At 46.6% G+C, this 18,077-nt stretch carries 15 protein-coding genes; 6 read left to right on the top strand and 9 right to left on the bottom strand.

The window, feature by feature from the left end; all coding sequences use genetic code 11:
* Positions 1–164: 164 nt before the first annotated feature.
* The 7 genes from R2K28_RS09865 to R2K28_RS09835 form a co-directional block, all read right to left on the bottom strand.
* Positions 165–1,250, bottom strand: a complete 1,086-nt coding sequence (locus tag R2K28_RS09865; RefSeq protein ID WP_316369589.1) for a 2Fe-2S iron-sulfur cluster binding domain-containing protein — start codon at positions 1,248–1,250, stop codon at positions 165–167.
* Positions 1,251–1,332: 82 nt separating this feature from the next.
* Positions 1,333–2,019: a glutathione S-transferase family protein gene (locus R2K28_RS09860; protein WP_316369588.1), complete on the bottom strand. Its 687-nt coding sequence runs from the start codon at positions 2,017–2,019 to the stop codon at positions 1,333–1,335.
* Between the two features lie 53 nt (positions 2,020–2,072).
* Positions 2,073–2,255, bottom strand: coding sequence for a (4Fe-4S)-binding protein (locus tag R2K28_RS09855; RefSeq protein WP_316369586.1), 183 nt, complete (start codon positions 2,253–2,255; stop codon positions 2,073–2,075).
* Between the two features lie 52 nt (positions 2,256–2,307).
* Positions 2,308–2,676, bottom strand: coding sequence for a group I truncated hemoglobin (locus R2K28_RS09850; protein WP_316369584.1), 369 nt, complete (start codon positions 2,674–2,676; stop codon positions 2,308–2,310).
* Between the two features lie 296 nt (positions 2,677–2,972).
* Positions 2,973–3,584 carry a response regulator transcription factor gene (locus R2K28_RS09845; RefSeq protein WP_316369582.1) on the bottom strand — a complete coding sequence of 204 codons (612 nt, stop codon included), beginning with the start codon at positions 3,582–3,584 and terminating at the stop codon, positions 2,973–2,975.
* Positions 3,577–5,637 carry a PAS domain S-box protein gene (locus tag R2K28_RS09840; RefSeq protein ID WP_316369580.1) on the bottom strand — a complete coding sequence of 687 codons (2,061 nt, stop codon included), beginning with the start codon at positions 5,635–5,637 and terminating at the stop codon, positions 3,577–3,579. The genes R2K28_RS09845 and R2K28_RS09840 overlap by 8 nt, the downstream gene beginning before the upstream one ends.
* A gap of 3 nt (positions 5,638–5,640) precedes the next feature.
* A complete protein-coding gene (locus R2K28_RS09835; RefSeq protein ID WP_316369578.1) occupies positions 5,641–6,789 on the bottom strand; it encodes an acyl-CoA dehydrogenase family protein in 1,149 nt (382 codons plus the stop codon).
* Between the two features lie 745 nt (positions 6,790–7,534).
* On the opposite strand from R2K28_RS09835, the gene R2K28_RS09830 reads away from it, so the two are divergent.
* Together R2K28_RS09830 and R2K28_RS09825 are read left to right on the top strand one after the other, a co-directional pair.
* Complete coding sequence (locus tag R2K28_RS09830) at positions 7,535–8,791, top strand: OmpP1/FadL family transporter (RefSeq protein WP_316369577.1); 1,257 nt, start codon at positions 7,535–7,537, stop codon at positions 8,789–8,791.
* Positions 8,792–8,845: 54 nt separating this feature from the next.
* A complete protein-coding gene (locus R2K28_RS09825; protein WP_316369575.1) occupies positions 8,846–10,777 on the top strand; it encodes a sigma-54-dependent Fis family transcriptional regulator in 1,932 nt (643 codons plus the stop codon).
* A gap of 8 nt (positions 10,778–10,785) precedes the next feature.
* Here R2K28_RS09825 and R2K28_RS09820 read toward each other — a convergent pair whose 3' ends face one another.
* Positions 10,786–12,750, bottom strand: coding sequence for a cytochrome c peroxidase (locus R2K28_RS09820; RefSeq protein WP_316369573.1), 1,965 nt, complete (start codon positions 12,748–12,750; stop codon positions 10,786–10,788).
* A gap of 109 nt (positions 12,751–12,859) precedes the next feature.
* On the bottom strand, positions 12,860–14,236 hold the full coding sequence (locus tag R2K28_RS09815; RefSeq protein WP_316369571.1) for a selenium-binding protein SBP56-related protein: 1,377 nt from the start codon (positions 14,234–14,236) through the stop codon (positions 12,860–12,862).
* A gap of 348 nt (positions 14,237–14,584) precedes the next feature.
* On the opposite strand from R2K28_RS09815, the gene R2K28_RS09810 reads away from it, so the two are divergent.
* The 4 genes from R2K28_RS09810 (at position 14,585) to R2K28_RS09795 (ending at position 18,077) form a co-directional block, all read left to right on the top strand.
* Positions 14,585–15,190 (top strand): SCO family protein, encoded by a 606-nt coding sequence (locus R2K28_RS09810; protein WP_316369569.1) that lies wholly within the window; start codon positions 14,585–14,587, stop codon positions 15,188–15,190.
* A gap of 213 nt (positions 15,191–15,403) precedes the next feature.
* Positions 15,404–16,186, top strand: a complete 783-nt coding sequence (locus R2K28_RS09805) for a SprT-like domain-containing protein (RefSeq protein ID WP_316369567.1) — start codon at positions 15,404–15,406, stop codon at positions 16,184–16,186.
* 32 nt (positions 16,187–16,218) lie between these two features.
* Positions 16,219–16,449, top strand: coding sequence for a WGR domain-containing protein (locus R2K28_RS09800; RefSeq protein ID WP_316369565.1), 231 nt, complete (start codon positions 16,219–16,221; stop codon positions 16,447–16,449).
* A gap of 371 nt (positions 16,450–16,820) precedes the next feature.
* Positions 16,821–18,077 carry a nitrate- and nitrite sensing domain-containing protein gene (locus R2K28_RS09795; RefSeq protein WP_316369563.1) on the top strand — a complete coding sequence of 419 codons (1,257 nt, stop codon included), beginning with the start codon at positions 16,821–16,823 and terminating at the stop codon, positions 18,075–18,077.

Raw genomic sequence — 18,077 nt, 5'->3', positions numbered from 1 at the left:
CACTACGTGTTTTCTTATTTAATGCTGAAAAAAAGTGATATTTAGCAAAATAGTGTTGCTTAAATAGGTAGAACTACATATACGTGGAGAAAATAGTATATGTAAAGTATTGAGAAAAATATTACACGCCAGTCGAGTTCAATTCACTCGAGATACTTGATAGGTCATTGACGGCCATTTGGCATGCTGCTGGCATCAAGGAATTTGTCAAAATGTATCTCACTATTGTTGACCCCTTGCTGCTTAAGTGACTCGATTGCTGCATCAATCATTGGCGGAGGACCACACAGGTAGGCCTGCGCTGAAGCCCAGTCTGATAGTTGACCGGGAATGTGCTCGGTCACCATGCCGCGTAATCCCTGCCAGTCACTATCAGCCGGTTCATCAGATAGAACTGGGATAAACCGCAATTTACTTCCAGAATTCCACTGATTTTCCAATGAACTCATTGCATCCAAGCAATAAAGGTCTGCCTGAGTCCTGGCTCCAAACAGATAGACGGTATCCCTGGTGCAACCCTGGTTGGCAGCATGCTCCAGCAAGGCCTTAATGGAACTCATGCCGCTACCACCAGCTATACATACTACAGGCCCTTCACCTTCTCTCAGCCAGAATGAACCATAGGGCCCACTCACAGTTACCGGGCTGCCAGTTCGGTCTTCCTCAAACAACCATGTTGTAAGCTCACCATTTGGTACTTTACGGATGAAAAAAGTGAGTTCATTACGATCATCATCTTCCGGAGCTGCTGCAAATGAGTATGATCTTGGACGGCTAATTCCTGGAAATGTGATATCGGCATATTGCCCTGCTTTGTAGTGACCACCCTTTACACGTAAAGGGTGGTCGATGGTTATAGTCAACTCCATGATATCGTGCGTCAGCATACGTGTTGCACTCAATACTCCTTCTGTTGTGCTTACACCTGCTGCTTCTGCATCACCAGTGCCTAATTCAACCTCAACAACAATATCGCTCTTGAGCTGTGATTGACAGGCCAGGATCATGCCATTATTCAACTCATCACCATCGAGTACATATGCAAAATCTGAGAGTTCTTTAACTTTCCCCTCAACTAAGCGGCATTTGCAAGTACCACAACTTCCTACACGGCAGTCATGGGGCCAATTCAGACCGGAAGCCAGTCCCGCCTTAAGCAGGTTGTCACCAGCTTGTACCTCAAGGCTCTTTCCAGAAGGCTGGACTCTGGCCTGGAACTCTTTTTTCGATTTTCCAAAAAGGCCAAACATATTATTTCTCGCAGCACTAAAGCTTAATATTGAACCCTAACAATACCTTCCTTGGTAAATTCACTAGGGTTATTTTTTGGACTCAGGCATTGATTGTAATAGACCGAAGTTCATTGGCCTTTATTTCATCAATGGTGGGAAGAACGTCGTAGGCTATGTAGTTTTCCTTACTTGTGCTCTTATGCGCTTTTACCTTATCCCACCAACTTTTTACTGCAGCGCGAGATGAGATAAGATCACCCTTCCCAGTGATTTCACAACAATGGACATATGGCGCCCAATGGATGTCAGCTAATGAATATTCTCCAACGATAAAGTCACCACGATAACGGTTATCCTGTAGCTGAACATCCAATGCGTCAAGCAATGCAGCTAGTGCTGCAACAGTAGTTTCGTCAGCATCACCTGATATTAATTTTGCAATCTGGGGCGCTGCGTGCTGTGTAGCCAATTCAGACCATTGATAATGAATTGCACGTGCTACACCATTTCGTGGAATCAGCGAAGGTCCAAAACCCTTATCGTTGAGATAAGACATAATGGTTGATGTACCGCAAAGAACAAAGTCCACATCTTTAAGGCAAGGAGTAGTACCAAATGGTGACATAGATCGAAACTCCTGGGAGTCAGCAGATAATGCTGTCTCACCCACTACTCGACTATCAATATCTACTCCCTTTTCACCTGCAGTCATCAGGCATTTCAGGGTATCCGGGTCTTTTGCAATACCGAATAGCATCATCTTGGTTTTCAAGTGGTCGCCTAACATAATCTTGGTTTCTCCTCGTCTGGTATGAGATGAATAATAACTGTTAAATGCACCTAATCTTTATACTTCAAAGCACCAGATGGACAGCTATCGACAACTTTCTTTATTTCTTCAGCACTGGCCGCATTTCCATCAATGACAAACCTGCCATCATCGATCTTGAAAACATTCGGCAGACCTTTTACACAATTACCTGCGTGCTGACAGCTTTTTTCATCCCAGCTGATTTTTCCCATTAGTTTGCTCCTGATGAAATGTCATTCTAGTAATTCGTTATAAGCGTAATTCTTAGACGTGAACGATATCGCCCTTCATTGAATAGAGAATGCACAAAACCTCATCTCTCTCTTTCTGGCCAACACTATTTTTGTCAAGTGCACTTAATACATCATCAACAACGGCAACAAATTCCTTATCGCTGATATTCATGCCTTTATGGGCAGTGAGCATATCATCGCCAGTATAGGTTTCAGGCCCGCCGATACCCGCCCCGAAGAATTCACGTACTAGTCGCTTCACATTATCAGGATCACTTGCTGCATACCGCTGTTTTATTGCAGGATTACTAACATGGTTATCCCAGATGTCATCCACGATAGCAGCGATGCCCTCCTGACCACCTAATCTCACATATAGAGTTGATTCTGCTTCGCTCATAGTTCTCTCCAGTTTTCTTACATGGTGGACTTCTACTAATGAAAGTTGTAACACCTGCCATTAGCTATAGAAATAGTTAGTATTAATCATACCGGCGCGACAAATGCACGACGAAAGGTGTTATACAAGATGTTAGATTCGGCATCGTCAAGGGTATATACGTAGTAACACGTGAAAAGCCCCGACTATGACTAAGAGTATTCAGGTTGAAACTCTTGATCAGCTAGTAATGATGATTTACCGCTGATCTATAGCGGCATATTGAAGTTAGTATTGTGAATGTGGATTGGAGCGGATCAAGCCATTGTGTGAAGCATAGCTAGACGAACAACATCAGAGAGAGACTTGGCATTGAGCTTTTCCATGATCTTTGCACGATGTAATTCTACAGTCCTAAAACTGATGAATAACTCCCGGGCAATCTCCTTATTACGTCGACCTGCTACAAGCAGTTCCATTATTTGATATTCTCTGGGCGTCAATTGTGCAAGCAGCTTGCCTGACTCGAGTTTTTGTTGCTCCAATTCATCCTTTTTTGCTGCATTGCTCAGGCATTTATGTACCCGATCCATCAGATCTTCGCTGTCAAATGGCTTTTCTATAAAATCTTGTGCCCCATCCTGCATTGCGCGTACTGCAACAGGGACGTCGCCATGGCCTGTGATAATAATAACCGGCAGCAAACACCCCCTATTCTTCAGCTCCTCCTGAAGCTCAGGTCCGGTCATTTCTGGCATACAAACATCAAGCAATAAGCAACCAGGGCCTACTTTATCGATTTCATCTAAAAAGGCCAGAGCTGAACTATAGGACTTTGACTGCAACCCATCAGCCTTGGCCAGTAGGGTCAATGCACGACGAACCGGTTCTTCATCATCGACAATATAGATAGTCTGTTGTTTATTCATCAGCGTTTATTGGTAGTGTAAAACTAAAGCTGGCGCCACCCTGTGGCGTATTACTTACAAGCATCTGTCCAGCATGTGCTTCTACTACGGAGCGTGCAATAGCAAGTCCCATACCCATACCTTTTTCTTTTGTACTAAAAAATGGTTGGCATACTTGTTTGAGCATGGATTCATTCAATCCAGGACCAGTATCTTCTACTGATATTCTTATATTTTCAGAGTCGTCTTGTCGGCTGGAGATAGTCAGAATTTTACTATCACTGCAGATATCCTGCATTGCATGACAAGCATTACGCACTAAGTTGAGCAACACTTGTTCAATCAAAATTCCATCACCTGTGACATTTGGAAGATTATCATCCAATAACAACACTATTTTTATATCGCTCCAATAAGCGTCTACATTGGCTAATCGAATAACAGAATTGATTAGATCATTTAGATTGATTGATACTTGCCGGAGCTCATCGTTACGCACAAAATCACGCAGCCTGATAATAATCTCGCGTGCGCGGTTTGCTTGTGTTTGAATCGAAATGAGACTATCAGTAATATCATCAAAAGATGATGTTCCAGCATCGAGAAGTTTCAGTAAAGCCGTACTCAAACCACCAATGGCGCTCAACGGCTGTGCAAGTTCATGTGCTATTTGGCTACTCATTTCGCCGATGGTGGACACTCTGGATGCTTGGGCCAACTCAAGCATGTGTAACTTTTCCCGTTGTTCTACCTCCTTCCTGTCAGTGATGTCAGTAAACACCCCCAGACAACCCATATATTGTTGGTTTTCGTTAAAAATAGATTTCGGTGATGTCAACGTATAGATTAAGTTGCCATCCTTTCGTAGCCAGGTGGTTTCGAAACTTTCCTGATCCACAGATGGATTGTCAGCCATTCTCTGGAGCATAATATCCTTGGTATTTTCGTGAACCAGGTCGATAAGTGGTTGTCCGATAATCTCTTCTCCGGCGTATCCAAAAAGGTCGCAGAAGCGTTGATTAATAAAGGTGATATTGTACTGGGCATCGGTTAAGGCTAGTGCCTCACTCATCGTTTCTACCAGTTCGCGATAGCGGTGTTCGCTAGCACGTAGCTCATCAAGGGCTTTATTTCGATCCTCCTCAGCATGAATTCGATCTGAAACATCCTGTAGAATGATGGTTGCACCAAGTTGCCCAGAACGGTCAACAAAAGAGGAAGCATTTAATTCTACAAACCGAATTGGGTTAATCCCTATCTGAAATATCTCAGACATCCTTCTGCCAAGCGGTGCAACACAACGAGCAATTATAGCTTGTAGCCTATCCCTCTCAGACTCTGTAAACAGATCACCAAGAAGGGTACCCAGGGCATCACGTTCATTGATATCCAATACCTGGCAGGCATGGCGATTTAAATTAAGTATGGCTCCGTTAATATTGATATTCACTACACCAATAGGTGCATGATCAAGCAATCGTTCATAATAGCTGGTAATTGGTGGGCGGCTTCTCGATATTGATCCCAGACTGACCTGAGCCGCTTTCATTGAACCTATGTAGCGTCGCCGTTTGTGGACCCTTTCCACTGCGTCATATAATTTTTGTGGTAGGTATTCAGCATTGGCTATCGAACAGAGTAGAACATCATTACCAATAAATGGGGCAAACTTTAGTGCATTTTTGAGCTTTTGGTATTGTTCGGGTTCGGTTAGTATTAATACGGGTATATCGATACCAAGTGACTGAATACGCTGTGCGATCCGCACCGGCTCTTCAAGACTTACACCAAGCACTAGAGCATCAACACAGACACGTCCTTGTTCCAACCCGTTATACAGTTGCTCTAATGCTGTCAAATCCTCTAAATTAAGTTTTGAATTTAGCTTCTCATGGATCAAGCGGTAGATAGGCGGGTCAACATTAAGAAGTGCAACATTTCCCATAATACCACTGGATACTAAATTGTTAGTGGAAACACCTAACCTGGCATCAACTTCTTGAGGCTGATGTTTTCCATCCTTATACTGATTATGTAACTCACCACGTTCACTCCCTTTGATCGCACGACTCACGACTTATACCCCCAATATTGGCAGGCCGAGTAATACTCTACCTGTCCATGTTCGCAGCATGTCTGTAGTGGGAGCCATAACATGTGCTGCTCTAGCATCACGTAAAAGTTGATGCAGTCGAGAGTCGTCTCGGTAAGCAAGCCCCCCCGTTAGTGTCATAACCTCATTGACTACGGTCACTGCGCAATCAGCAACCTCTGCCTTCGCTGTAAACACCGTCGGAAGTGCATCTGGATCTCCAGCATCAAAAGTTGCTGCCGCGTGGTAGCACAGACGTCGGGTCCGCTCCAACATCCCCCATAGCGTTCCAAGTCGGTGTTGCACGACAGGTAGTTGAGAAAGCCCTGTTCCACTTTCGGTGTATTGACGTCTGAGTAGATGGATTCTCGCCTCTTCCAAGGCAGCACTCGCTATACCCAGGTAGGTGCCCGTCATTGCCATAAGAAAAAATGGTGCAACGACTTGAAACACATACCATATCTGATCACCCTCTTCGCCAAGCAAGTTGTCTCGGGTTATAGCTACCTTATCCAAGGTCAGGCTGGTGGATGAGTTACCGCGCATTCCCAATCCAGACCAGGGAGGTCCCCAACTCAAACCTTTAGCGTCAGCGGGCACCACAATACAGGAAAACTCACCCATTGGGCCATCCTGGTCAGCTGCCACAGTTGAGATAACGTATGAATCCGCATGCTGGCCGTTGGTTACAAATGTCTTGGTGCCTGTAACGTGATACTTTTCCGGGGATTTAGCATCCAAGCGTGTATTAGGTATATAGAAATGAGAGCCAGTCCCCGCCTCGCTAAGGGAAAGCGTTGTGAGATGCTCCCCAGCAGAAATTGGATGTAGAAAACGCTCTTGTTGGTCTGTTGTTGCCTTGGCAGAGAGCACAGCTGAACCCACGCAATGCATGCCAAAACACATTGCCGTAGATGCACATTCCTGTCCGAGCAGTTCGCATACCTGAGCGACAGCAAATGAGCCATGCCCAAGACCCCCGTATTCTACGGGCACAGACAGCCCGGCAATCCCTGCCTGCTGCAACGCGCGAAGGCCCTCCTCTGGCCAGCGTGCTTGCTTATCGACATCGAAGGCGTTTTTAGCGACTACACCTTTTGCTATGTGCTGGACCTGCTCAAGAATGGATTCCAAGTCTCGAGGATACATGGATAGGTGACCTTAATGGGCAGTTATATTCATTATGCTATATGCGATTGAGTCATTCAATCCAACTAGTAGCAGCTCGCAAGTTTTAGTCCATACTTTATTTCCTTCAACCTGTTGGGGTGAAAGTTAAATCTGATATTAGCCAGCATGCTCAGGATTTATTACATCTTGTACTGTATATCTATTGAAAATCAATATCTAAGTGATGTCTGTAATTATTATCCTGAAAGACTTTGTACTGGCGAGTCCATATTTCGGTACAAAATAACCGTAACACTCAAATGACACACCGTAATATTACGTGTCTCACCCACGTGACAACAGATATTCACTGACATATACCATAGCAATATCTACCTTCATAGCATACACGTAGTTCTGCGTATATCGCTGTACAGCTTGAATCACTAGAGTTATCTGTCAATGGCAGGCAAATGCCATCTTTATATAAGTTCACGGACGACATCTAGCGCACAGAGTACATTCCACTGCTGGAGGTAAGGCCGATGTCCCGAGCGATAGTATCCAATATTGTGTTCCGGGTTGAGACAAAGTGGCGACAACAGACGCTTCATGGCGTTCAGATTCGTGGCTACCCAGTTCTAGATATTTTAACCCTAGCTCAGCAGGTCGAGAGCTTTGCGAAAATTAAAGGCCGAGTACTCACCCCTAATATAGGCGTCAGAGTGGCCTGAAGCGACCATAAATATCTCAACTAGATGGGAATAACATGAAAAACTCAACTCACAAGTCTCGACACGCATCGCTATTAGCCGTTGCTATTGGCAGCATCTTCTCAGCAAACAGCATTGCCGGCCCACATGGCTATGACCTGCATAATACCCTTTCACCCGCTTCGGGAGGTATGGCAGGTACCAGCCTGGCGCGCCCACAAGATGTTACATCTTCCGTCTTTGGAAATCCCGCGACACTTACCCAATTCAAAGGCACCAAGTTCAGCTTTGGTGCAACATTCTACATGCCTGAAGTCGAGCTGACACACGATGGCAGCATAACCGGCACAGCATTCAGTGAGGATTCCGGTACGGATATATTTGCTGTGCCCAACACCGGGATTACTCAGGATCTTCGCGGTTTGGGGATTCCGGCAACCATCGGTTTGGGATTGACAGCGGTATCTGGCATTGGGGCTGAGTTCAGGGGTGATCCAGGCAGCCTCGGAGCTGGAGCGGAATTCATCATACTCGGTGTCAACGCAGGGCTTGGCTACGAGGTCAGCAACAATCTCTCTTTAGGAGCCGCTGCCACTATCAGTTTTGCGGAACTGGATCTTGGTCTTTCATCGACTTCTGCAGCCACCCACGACATTGGCTTGAGGGCTACCTTCGGTGCCACTTATGATTCCGGCCCGACGACAGTTGGAGCCTATTATCAAACAGAACTGAAACACACCTTCGACAATCAGGTCCAGACTAGTGCTACAAGCTATGCTAGCCCGGAAATCGAACAACCGGCCAATATTGGATTCGGTATTGCTAATGACAGCCTCATGGGTGGAAATCTATTGTTGGCAGCGGATATCACCCACAAATTCTGGGATGACTCAAAATTCTGGCAGGATGTTTACGATGATCAGACTGTCTTCTCCATGGGTGCTCAATTAACGAGTGGAAACTGGAAATACCGAATCGGTTATGGTTACGGTGATGATCCTACAGATACAGGAACCACAGGACCTATCGGAGGTATCTCACAAGTCTTCAGTAATGTTGGTCCAATACCTTTGAATCAAGGGGTTACCCAGTATATCCAGGCTACCCAGGCCGAAGTTATTTATAAACATAGACTTACGGTTGGATTTGGCTATCAAGGCTTTATAGCACCACCTATCGATCTTGATGTTCAGTTTGGCTGGCAGTTCGCGGAAGATCGTGACTATGGTACGGGTAACCTTTCAGGCGGCGGCCACACCAATGCCGAAACCCATTCTTGGCATACGGGTTTTGCATTGACCTGGAATCTCTGATGCGTGGTATGAGGGTTTTTACCGAAGCCAGCAGTCTCTGCAAAAGGAGGCATAATGATTACTGAAAATGCGAACAGAACTCACTATGGTTTGGTGAAAGCTGCTGTTCACAATAACAGCAATCTTGCTTGTACTGTCAATGAGCATATTCTCCGTTCATGGAGACGCTGTCTTAACGACCATGATCTGGATCCGGATCATAACCCGGAACCGATTATCGTCGATCATTCCGACCTGAGGGAAAGGAAGGAAAAATACTACCAATTATCCGAGATAGCACATTCAGAAATGACCAACCTCTATCAGCAGGTTGCAGGGTCTGGTCACTCTATTTTGCTCACCGACAATGATGGGGTAGTTGTAAATTACGTTGGTGACCCAAAATTCACAGGTACCGCAGCCCAAACTTCTCTTCAATTGGGTGCGGTTTGGACTGAGTCCGCACAAGGAACCAACGGTATGGGGACTTGCTTAATTGAAAAACGTCCTTTGATTATTCACCAGAACGAACACTTTTTCTCCAAAAACACCCATCTAACCTGTTCTGCAGCACCCATCATGGATCCAACAGGGGTTCTGGTTGCGATTTTGGATGCATCAAGCAGATCGCATCAGGCTCAGCAACATACCATGGTTATGGTAAACATGTCGGCTCAACTGATTGAAAATCGACTATTCCTTTGCTGTATGCACGATGATTATATAATTCGGTTTCACAGTCGAAGGGAGTTCATTAGTACATTAGGTGAGGGTGTACTTGCCTTCGATGGTGATGGACGCATAAATGCAGCCAATCGTAGCGCCTTGTTCCAGCTTGATATACCCGACATTAAGGATATCCTCGGTCAGCGGATTGAAGAACTGTTCGACGTACGTATGAGTAATATTATGAGCAATGCCCACAATAAGATCACAGCCCCGATAGTACTGCGTGATGTCAATCATGGGCGACGTTTCTATGCCGGTTTTCAACCACCCAACAAGAAGCATGCTGATAAACGACAGTCTCAAAGATTATCAGTATCAAATTCTGAGGATTCACCTGCGCTGGATGGCCTGGAGTTTGGTGACACACGCATGCGTCGGAACATTGAACGCGCCAAAAAACTATTAGAACGAGACATACCCTTTATTTTACTTGGAGAGACAGGCACTGGAAAAGACGTGTTTACCAGCGCCATACACAAATCCAGTAGCCGTGCGGATAAACCACTGATTGCGGTCAACTGCGCATCTTTGCCTGAAACGCTGATTGAGAGCGAACTGTTTGGATACCGTCCAGGTGCATTCACCGGTGCGAGTAAGGATGGTTCTCGAGGCAAGATTGCACAAGCAAATGGTGGAACTCTGTTCCTTGACGAAATCGGTGACATGCCTCTACATCTGCAAGCCCGCCTGTTAAGGGTTTTGGAGGAGCGAGAGGTTATCCCTATCGGTGGAGAGATTCCGATAAAAGTGGATATTCGTTTGATCAGCGCCACTCATAAGGACCTGAAATTATTGGTCGAGGAAGGAAGATTCAGGATAGACCTCTATTACCGACTCAACGGCATCAGTCTGCAGATGCCGCCGTTGAGAGATCGTGAGGACAGACGTAGTTTGATCATGCATTTGTTGCAACAGGAAGCGGACGGTCCACAAATGATTACGATTGACGATGAGGCACTGGATATCCTTCAGGACTATCATTGGCCTGGCAACATTCGTCAGTTGCGCAATATCCTTCGCACCCTTATTGGCCTGTGTGACAACACGGTAATTAGAGTTGACGACCTGCCAGATGATGTTTTTGACAACGTAAAGGATCGCGAAACACAACAGCACTTGCGCCCAACGAATCCATTAGAGATTGCTGAACGCGATGCGATTTTACGTGAAATGGAAGCTGCGTACTGGAATGTAACCCAGGTTGCATCCAAGTTACACGTCAGCCGCAACACTCTTTACCGAAAAATGCGAAATTTTGATATCCGTCGACCAGATTGATCCTATCCCTATTTATCGGCTGTACGCTTTTCGTGCGACCAATGCGGATCATCTTCAGTGATATCTCCCACCGGCGACGCAAAACCATCGGCAACAATCTCATTAACATTGCTGCCAGTGAGGTTCTGCATGAAGAGTACCAGGTAATCAATCTCCTGTTCACTTAACCCCAGTGGTCGGATACGCGGATCCAATAACTCATTCGAGACACCACCTTGATTGTAAAATTCAACGACTTCTCGCAAATTACTCATGGACCCATTGTGCATATAGGGTGCAGTCAACGCCACGTTTCGTAAGCTTGGTGTGTGGTACTTCCACCGGTCATTTGGATTCTGCGTAACCTCGTAATAGCCCACATCTGTCGGCGGAGGATGGCCAACCATATCTATGACCTCCCGTCCCACCTCGATATAGACGCCTGGTGCAACCAGGATCTTCTCCTTGTCGGGCCTGATTCCCATAGATTCGCGGTAACCCATGCCGGTGTTATGCATCTGGTCGTCGGTAAAGAGTGCGGACTCTTCTCCTATCGTATGGCAGGATGAACAACCCGCTTTACCTGTAAACAGTTCATAGCCCTTGATTGCCCTTGCAGACATAGCATCATGCTGTTTACCATAATACCAGCGATCGAAAGCAGAATTGCCTGAAGCCAGGGTGCGCTCATAACTGGCAATTGCTTTGCTTACAGTCTCCATATTGACACTCTCTCCGTCGAATGCCTGTTCGAAAAGGCCACGATAATCAGCCAGGCTTCGGATCTTCTTGATCACTGCTCCAACTGATGGATTAGCCATTTCATTACGCGCCAACAGTGGCCCCCATACCTGTTGTTCAAGTGACTCTTCTCGGCCGTCGTGAAAAAGTCTTTGTAGATATCCACTGTTATAGAGAGTTGGAGAATTACGCCGCGTGCTTCGCCCTTCAAAGCCGATAGCCATGGCTAATTCATTGTTTGTAAACCCTTGCTCAGGGATATGGCACATGGCACAGGAAAATGTGTCATTGAGTGATAATCGCCGGTCATAGAACAATTTTCGACCTAGCGCAATTTTTCTACGCGTCACCTGATTATTCGTCGGTTGCGGCATTGCTGGCAAGCCAAGTGGAGGGTTCTCAATATACGCAAGCAGGTCCGTTTGCTTGCCTTTTCGTTGTTCTACCGCCAGGCTGCGTGTCTCATATGTGTCCGATTCATAACCATCTTTATAGTCGCCTGGTTTTGATAATTTGGAAAACTGATTAAAATTGTCCAGGTTGTTGTTTACTAGGGTCTGTGACTCTGACAGTACTGTCTTGGCGTCATTGATAATAAGTTCTGGATATAAAAATGATACGCTGTAGATATTGCGAATCTTCTTCTGTGGATCAATAAGAAAAACCTTCAGCACATGTGAAAAGGATGGGAGGATATTGCCACTTTCATCTATATCGCGTACCACCGATTGCCCATAGCTTTCCAGGATAGGGTTTATGTCATTTAATGACGCGGTAGTGATAAATCGCCAATCACCGCCTTGGGCGAGCCCAGTACCGTAATGTGAAATTATCTCGGGTGTATCAAATGTCGGATCAAAACTCAGGCTGATCATACGGAAACGATCATGTAATTGAGGATCTGTTTTAATGATTTGTTGCAACTTGTACATTACCGCAGTCGCTAGTGGGCAACCGTTGATATCACTACAAGTACTGTAGAAAAAACTGAGTAGGACTATTTTTCCATTACCCAGTAGGTCATGCAGGCGCTGTATCTCTCCCTGTCCATTTATGATGGCTCCATTGGCCGCATTCCCAATAGGTGGTAGTTTGTAACTACCTACCTCAGGTGGGGGATATTCAGGATCGGTATAGAAAGGTGCCAGTACCGCTGGTTGATCTGATTCTTGGGTCTGGAATGCTGCGGCATACGAGTTCGGGCTTATAACCAAACAGCTGACAAATAATAGGTAAGCTGTAAAGTTCTTCATGCAATCAGCCTCATTCTACCAGTTAGCCAAAAAAAAACCCTAAGAAGGGCCTCAAAACGGAGAGGAGAAAAAACTCTACCCAAATGAATGGGTAGAGTTTAAGAGGAAGCTATTCAGTAGCCGCCAAATCGGTACCATTCAATCTATCGTCACGTTTGCCATAGAGTGCGTAAGCACCGAAACGCATCTGGTGAGCGCGCCCCAGTTTCTCTTTATAGAAATCAATCTTGAACTGCTCAGTAAGATTATTTCCATCCCAATGATAGGACTTGAAATACTGCTCATCGTCTTTACCTTTCTTGTCCCAATTGGCCAATAGAGAGCTGGTGTAGTAGACGCGCTTCCCATCCCAACTTGACGAAGCCATATTCACTTGGGCTGCTATCTGTTTCTCATAGACTTGTTTGGGGCTGTGAGGATCACTTAGATCAAAGTAACGAGTCTTTCCATCCATGAAAGTATTCACCCAAAGGCCAGAGTCATCAGAGGCAATTGAAATATCCACTGGGAGTGGGATCTTAGACGGATCACCAATATCAGCAACAGCTTTGGAATGCCATTCACCATGCTTATCTTCGTAAATCAACCAGATTTTTGAGGTCAATGCTGTAGTGGTCACGCACCAGTTGTTGTTTGGCTGCCATGCACAACGGACTTCCAGCGGAGCACCGGGAACATCCAATACCTTCTTCGGTTTACGTGTATGCAGATCCCACACTACGACAGTATTGCCGAAGCGTTTCATCGCCTCTTTGTCTTGTAGCATTTTCCCGAAGTCCATCATATAGTTGGACCAGCCAGTAAAAGAAGATGAAACCATTACGTTGCGACGCGGCAAGGCACGAACATCATAACCGTAACCGTCAGCGAACTTTCCAGCTTTTTCCGCGCCTTGCAGATTCGCATCGGTCGGCATCCAGTGTGTTGCAATATATTCACCGTCATTGGTGTACTCTACCAGTGCAGTACGACCACCATGATCTTTATTGTTTGACAAGCCTGTTATCATCATACGGCCTGGAAGCGCATAGGTGGTGTGCGGGCCGACAACACCGCCGCTTTTGGCAACAAAATCTGTAACTACATGATGAAGTTTTGGTTTACCCGGATCACTGAATACATCAAAGACGAATATTTTGTTGGTATCCAGGCCTCCAGCCCATAAATAACGACGGTCATCAGTAAAGCCGGAATGGTGTGCCTCATTTCGGCCACCAACGGACAGACTGTTGACCACCTTGCCGTAATGTTTGGATTTTGGATTGACATCGACGGTAACCAGCTTGTCCTGTCCATCACCAACACCTTCAACACCAAGTGTCCAGACATAAACAAAGTCTTCCTGGCCGACGATTTTAGCCATGTAAGGTGACTGACACGTTTCATCTGCCACTGCTGTAGTTGATAGAGCAGATACTGCAGCACCAGTCACAAGGGATATTGTCAGTGCGACCTTACCGACCTGCTTCAGGGTTGTAAAATTCATATCATAATCCTCAAATTTACTTACATCTACAATCAGGTGGTTCGTGTGAAAATAAACCATGGCTAAAAACAATGTTTTACACCGACCACATTATTCACTGCCATTGAGGGACAGTTAGAAATACATCTGCAATGAAGGTGCCAACTATCAAGATGCACTCATACCCCAGCAAAATGCAACACTCTGAATTACGTGCAATGTTTGTGGTGTAACACCCAGGTTACAACCAATACCAGTGGCGTATTAGCGGCGTAACACTAAGCGGTATCCCCTACCCTCTGTAACGGCTGTTAAGGGATTGGCATCATTTGTGCTGTTTGTTGATGTGAACCACTGCTGGAGAGTCTGATGCTGTTGATTGTTAGAAACTGTCTTATGCTCATCGTGATATCTGCTGTTGGCGTCTGTAGTGCTAAGGAGGTGGGTGGTGATTTCACTTTGGTGGCACACGATGGCTCCGAATATTCCTTGCAGGATTCTCGCGGCAAGGTGGTTGTGATTGCTTTTGGTTACACTTTCTGCCCCGATATCTGCCCAACAGCTTTAAGTACAATAAGTAGCGCTCTCAACAGTCTCGGCGATGATGTAGATCTAGTTGACGCGCTATTTGTTTCGCTTGATCCTGAGCGTGACACACTTGAGCACCTGGCTGAATACACCCAGTATTTCCATACAAACCTACTGGGATTGACTGGTACGCCAGAACAACTGCATGAGATTGCCAAGCTTTATCAGGTCAGGTATGACTTTGTCGATAAGGGAACAAATAAGTATTACACCATGGACCATAGCGCCAACCTCTACATTATCGACGCCGAAGGCAACCTCGTTCGGATACTACCGCATGGACTACCTCCTCAGGCATTACTAGATAGTCTACGTTTCGCCATCGTGACATCGCAGCAGTCCATGTCGCATCAGTCAACTCATCACGAGACATTTGTTAAGCGGTAACACAACACCCCCATAGCAATTCCGCAGCTATGAAAGAGAATAGTCAACCGACCATTTAGATCCGTCTGATCCCCAACGCTGAACATGATCGGCACGCAGAAAAGGTATTGCAGTAACGGTTCTGTTACCTATCACTGAGACTTTTTAACACTTTGATATTGTATTGGTTTGTTTCGTTATCTATAATTGTATCGTACGATACATTATTTAAATATGAAATCACCCACACACAGTTTCTATCACTACCTGGAAGCGGCTTACGACCACTTCAACAAGACGTTGTTTAACGGGCGTCTACCCACCTGTCTTCTGACCGTGCAGCGCGAGAAGAATGTCATGGGTTACTTCTCGGCTAACCGCTGGACCGATGCTGAGGGACGTATCGTGCACGAGATTGCGGTCAATCCTGCCTACTTCGCCCGGCACAATATGATGGAGGTGTTGCAGACCATCGTGCATGAGATGGTGCATAACTGGCAACACTGCTTCGGCAAACCCAGCCGCAGCGGTTATCACAACAAGGAGTGGGCCGACAAGATGGATCAGATCGGTCTGATGCCAAGCAGTACCGGTCTGCCAGGTGGCAAGAGAACCGGGCAAAAGGTAAGCGACTTTCCAAAAAAAGGGGGCGCATTTGAGCGTGCCGCCAGGGCATTCATTCTCAAATCCAAGGGCCTCCCCTGGGTTGACCGTTTCACTGCCCTCACCCCATCCTGCCAGCCGAGGGAACAGGATCATGCCTGGGAAGAAGATCTGGACAACTCAGCTATGGAAGAGAGGATTGATGACGAAACCCTGGCCGCCCTACTCCACTGCCCTATCAGTGAACTCTTCAGCGATCTGGTGCCCAGTGAGCAACTGCAATTGGCGGCACGCAAGAAGGTGAAGTCGCGCTACACCTGCGCCCACTGTCAAACCAATGTCTGGGGTAAATCAAACCTGAAAATTTTGTGTGGTGAATGCGGTGCTGCCTATGTGGAACATGAGGCCGCTTAAAAGAGCTTGAATATGAATTGCAGGAGAGCTACATGAATCGAGTCTGGATCCATCAAGAGAAGCGTCGTTACTATCGAGTACACCTGCAGCCGGATCTGTTCGGGGCTTGGACAATCACCCGCTGCTGGGGAAGCCTGGACAGCCAGCAGGGCCAGGTGCGAACCGAACTGGTGGCCAGTCAAGGTAAGGGGCAGCAGATCCTGGCCGGCATCAACAAGCGAAGGGCCAATCATGGTTATCGATTGACGCATTCACCCGTTTGAGTAGTGGTATGGCCATCACTATGTTATCAGCTGAAGAACTCGAACAACGCATTCGCGATGGTATACCCATTGCCGGGCAGATGGCATTCCAGGTAGATGATTTACAGCACAATTGGTTCGCGAATGACCGCAGACCGTCCAATTCAGTGCATACCTTATTCCATGCTGTTAGCAAGTGCTCCATCATTGAGCAGAGCAAATCACAGCTACTTCATACCTGACTAACAGCCATAAATGTATGATTTAATATACATGTTGTATTTCAGTAACTTACTATTATATTTTAATCTAATATATCATTGTTGATTTATCGTTAAATTGGCTCATTGTTTGCTTCTAATTAATGCTTATTGATCTGAGTAATGAAGCTGATGTCGTTATCTGTCCCCTACACTGTGTTTGTCGCCAAGCAGCTGGAGATCCAGGCATTGAAGCGTTTGAAGACGCGGTCCAATATGGTTGGGGTGATCGGCCATATGATCCACGTGCTGCAGAGCGAACGCGGTGCATCCAGTATCTATCTCGCCTCCTCGGGAAGGCGTTTTGAATCGACCCGCCTGGAACTCATTCGCGAGTCCGAAGCGGTTGAGAACTCTCTGCGGGATAAGATCGAGCTTGAACTGGATTATTCCACCCACTCCAATGCCAAGATCATCTCGCTGATGGCGTGGGTGCTGCTCGGTCTCGACGCCCTGCCCGAGCTGCGCAAGCGAGTCACTGAACAACAACTCTCGGGCAGCGATTCGGTAGCCGCTTTCAGCCGTCTCATTGCGGGAATGATCTCATTGATCTTTGAGCTGGCCGATGCTGCGATCGATCCGGATATCACCCGCTTACTGGTTGCCCTCTTCAATCTCATCGAGGGCAAGGAGTTGGCGGGGCAGGAACGCGCTATGGGCGCCCTCGCCTTCGGCTCCGGTCATTGCGACAATCCACTCCAGCAACGGATATCCCACCTGATCGATGCGCAACAGCGTAATTTCCGCATATTTTTGGAATTTGTCGACGAGTCGATAGAGACAAAGTGGCAAGCAATGGAAGCGATGCCCTTTGCCGATGAACTACAGCGGCTGCGCAACATATTAACCACAGCAGAAACAGATACCCTACTCGATCCCAATCTCAGCGACACATGGTTCGAGTGTTGCAGCGAACGCATAACCGCCATCTGGTCAGTTCAGTGCCACATGGTGGATAGACTGGAAGCAAGATGTACCAGGCTGATTGCCGAGGCTGAAGCAGAGCTGCTCGATTCCAAAGGGTTATTGCGCGCACTGCGGGAAAGCCCTCCAGCCAGAGCGGGCGTCATCGACCGTTTCTTCGATCCGGAATTGCCTGTGGAACAGTCCCTGAGTTTCAGACCGGCCACGGGTAAGGATCAGGATGGGTCCCACTCCATCATCGAGCTGTTACAGGCCCAGTCTCAGCGCCTGGCCAATGTCGAGGTGGAACTGGAAAAGTCCAAGCGGGCCTTGAATGAACGCAAGATTATCGAGCGCGCCAAAGGCATTCTAATGGCGCGTTATGATCTGTCTGAAGACGCGGCCTATAAAAAGATGAGAGCGGCATCGATGGATAAGAACATCCGTTTGGTGGATGTTGCAGAATCCATCTTGCCTCTGTCATAG

Origin of the sequence: Candidatus Thiodiazotropha sp. CDECU1 (assembly GCF_963455295.1) — a bacterium.
Lineage (GTDB): Bacteria > Pseudomonadota > Gammaproteobacteria > Chromatiales > Chromatiaceae > Thiodiazotropha.
The sequence above is the reverse complement of the archived record's forward strand: the minus strand, read 5'-3'. Positions and strand labels throughout refer to the sequence as shown.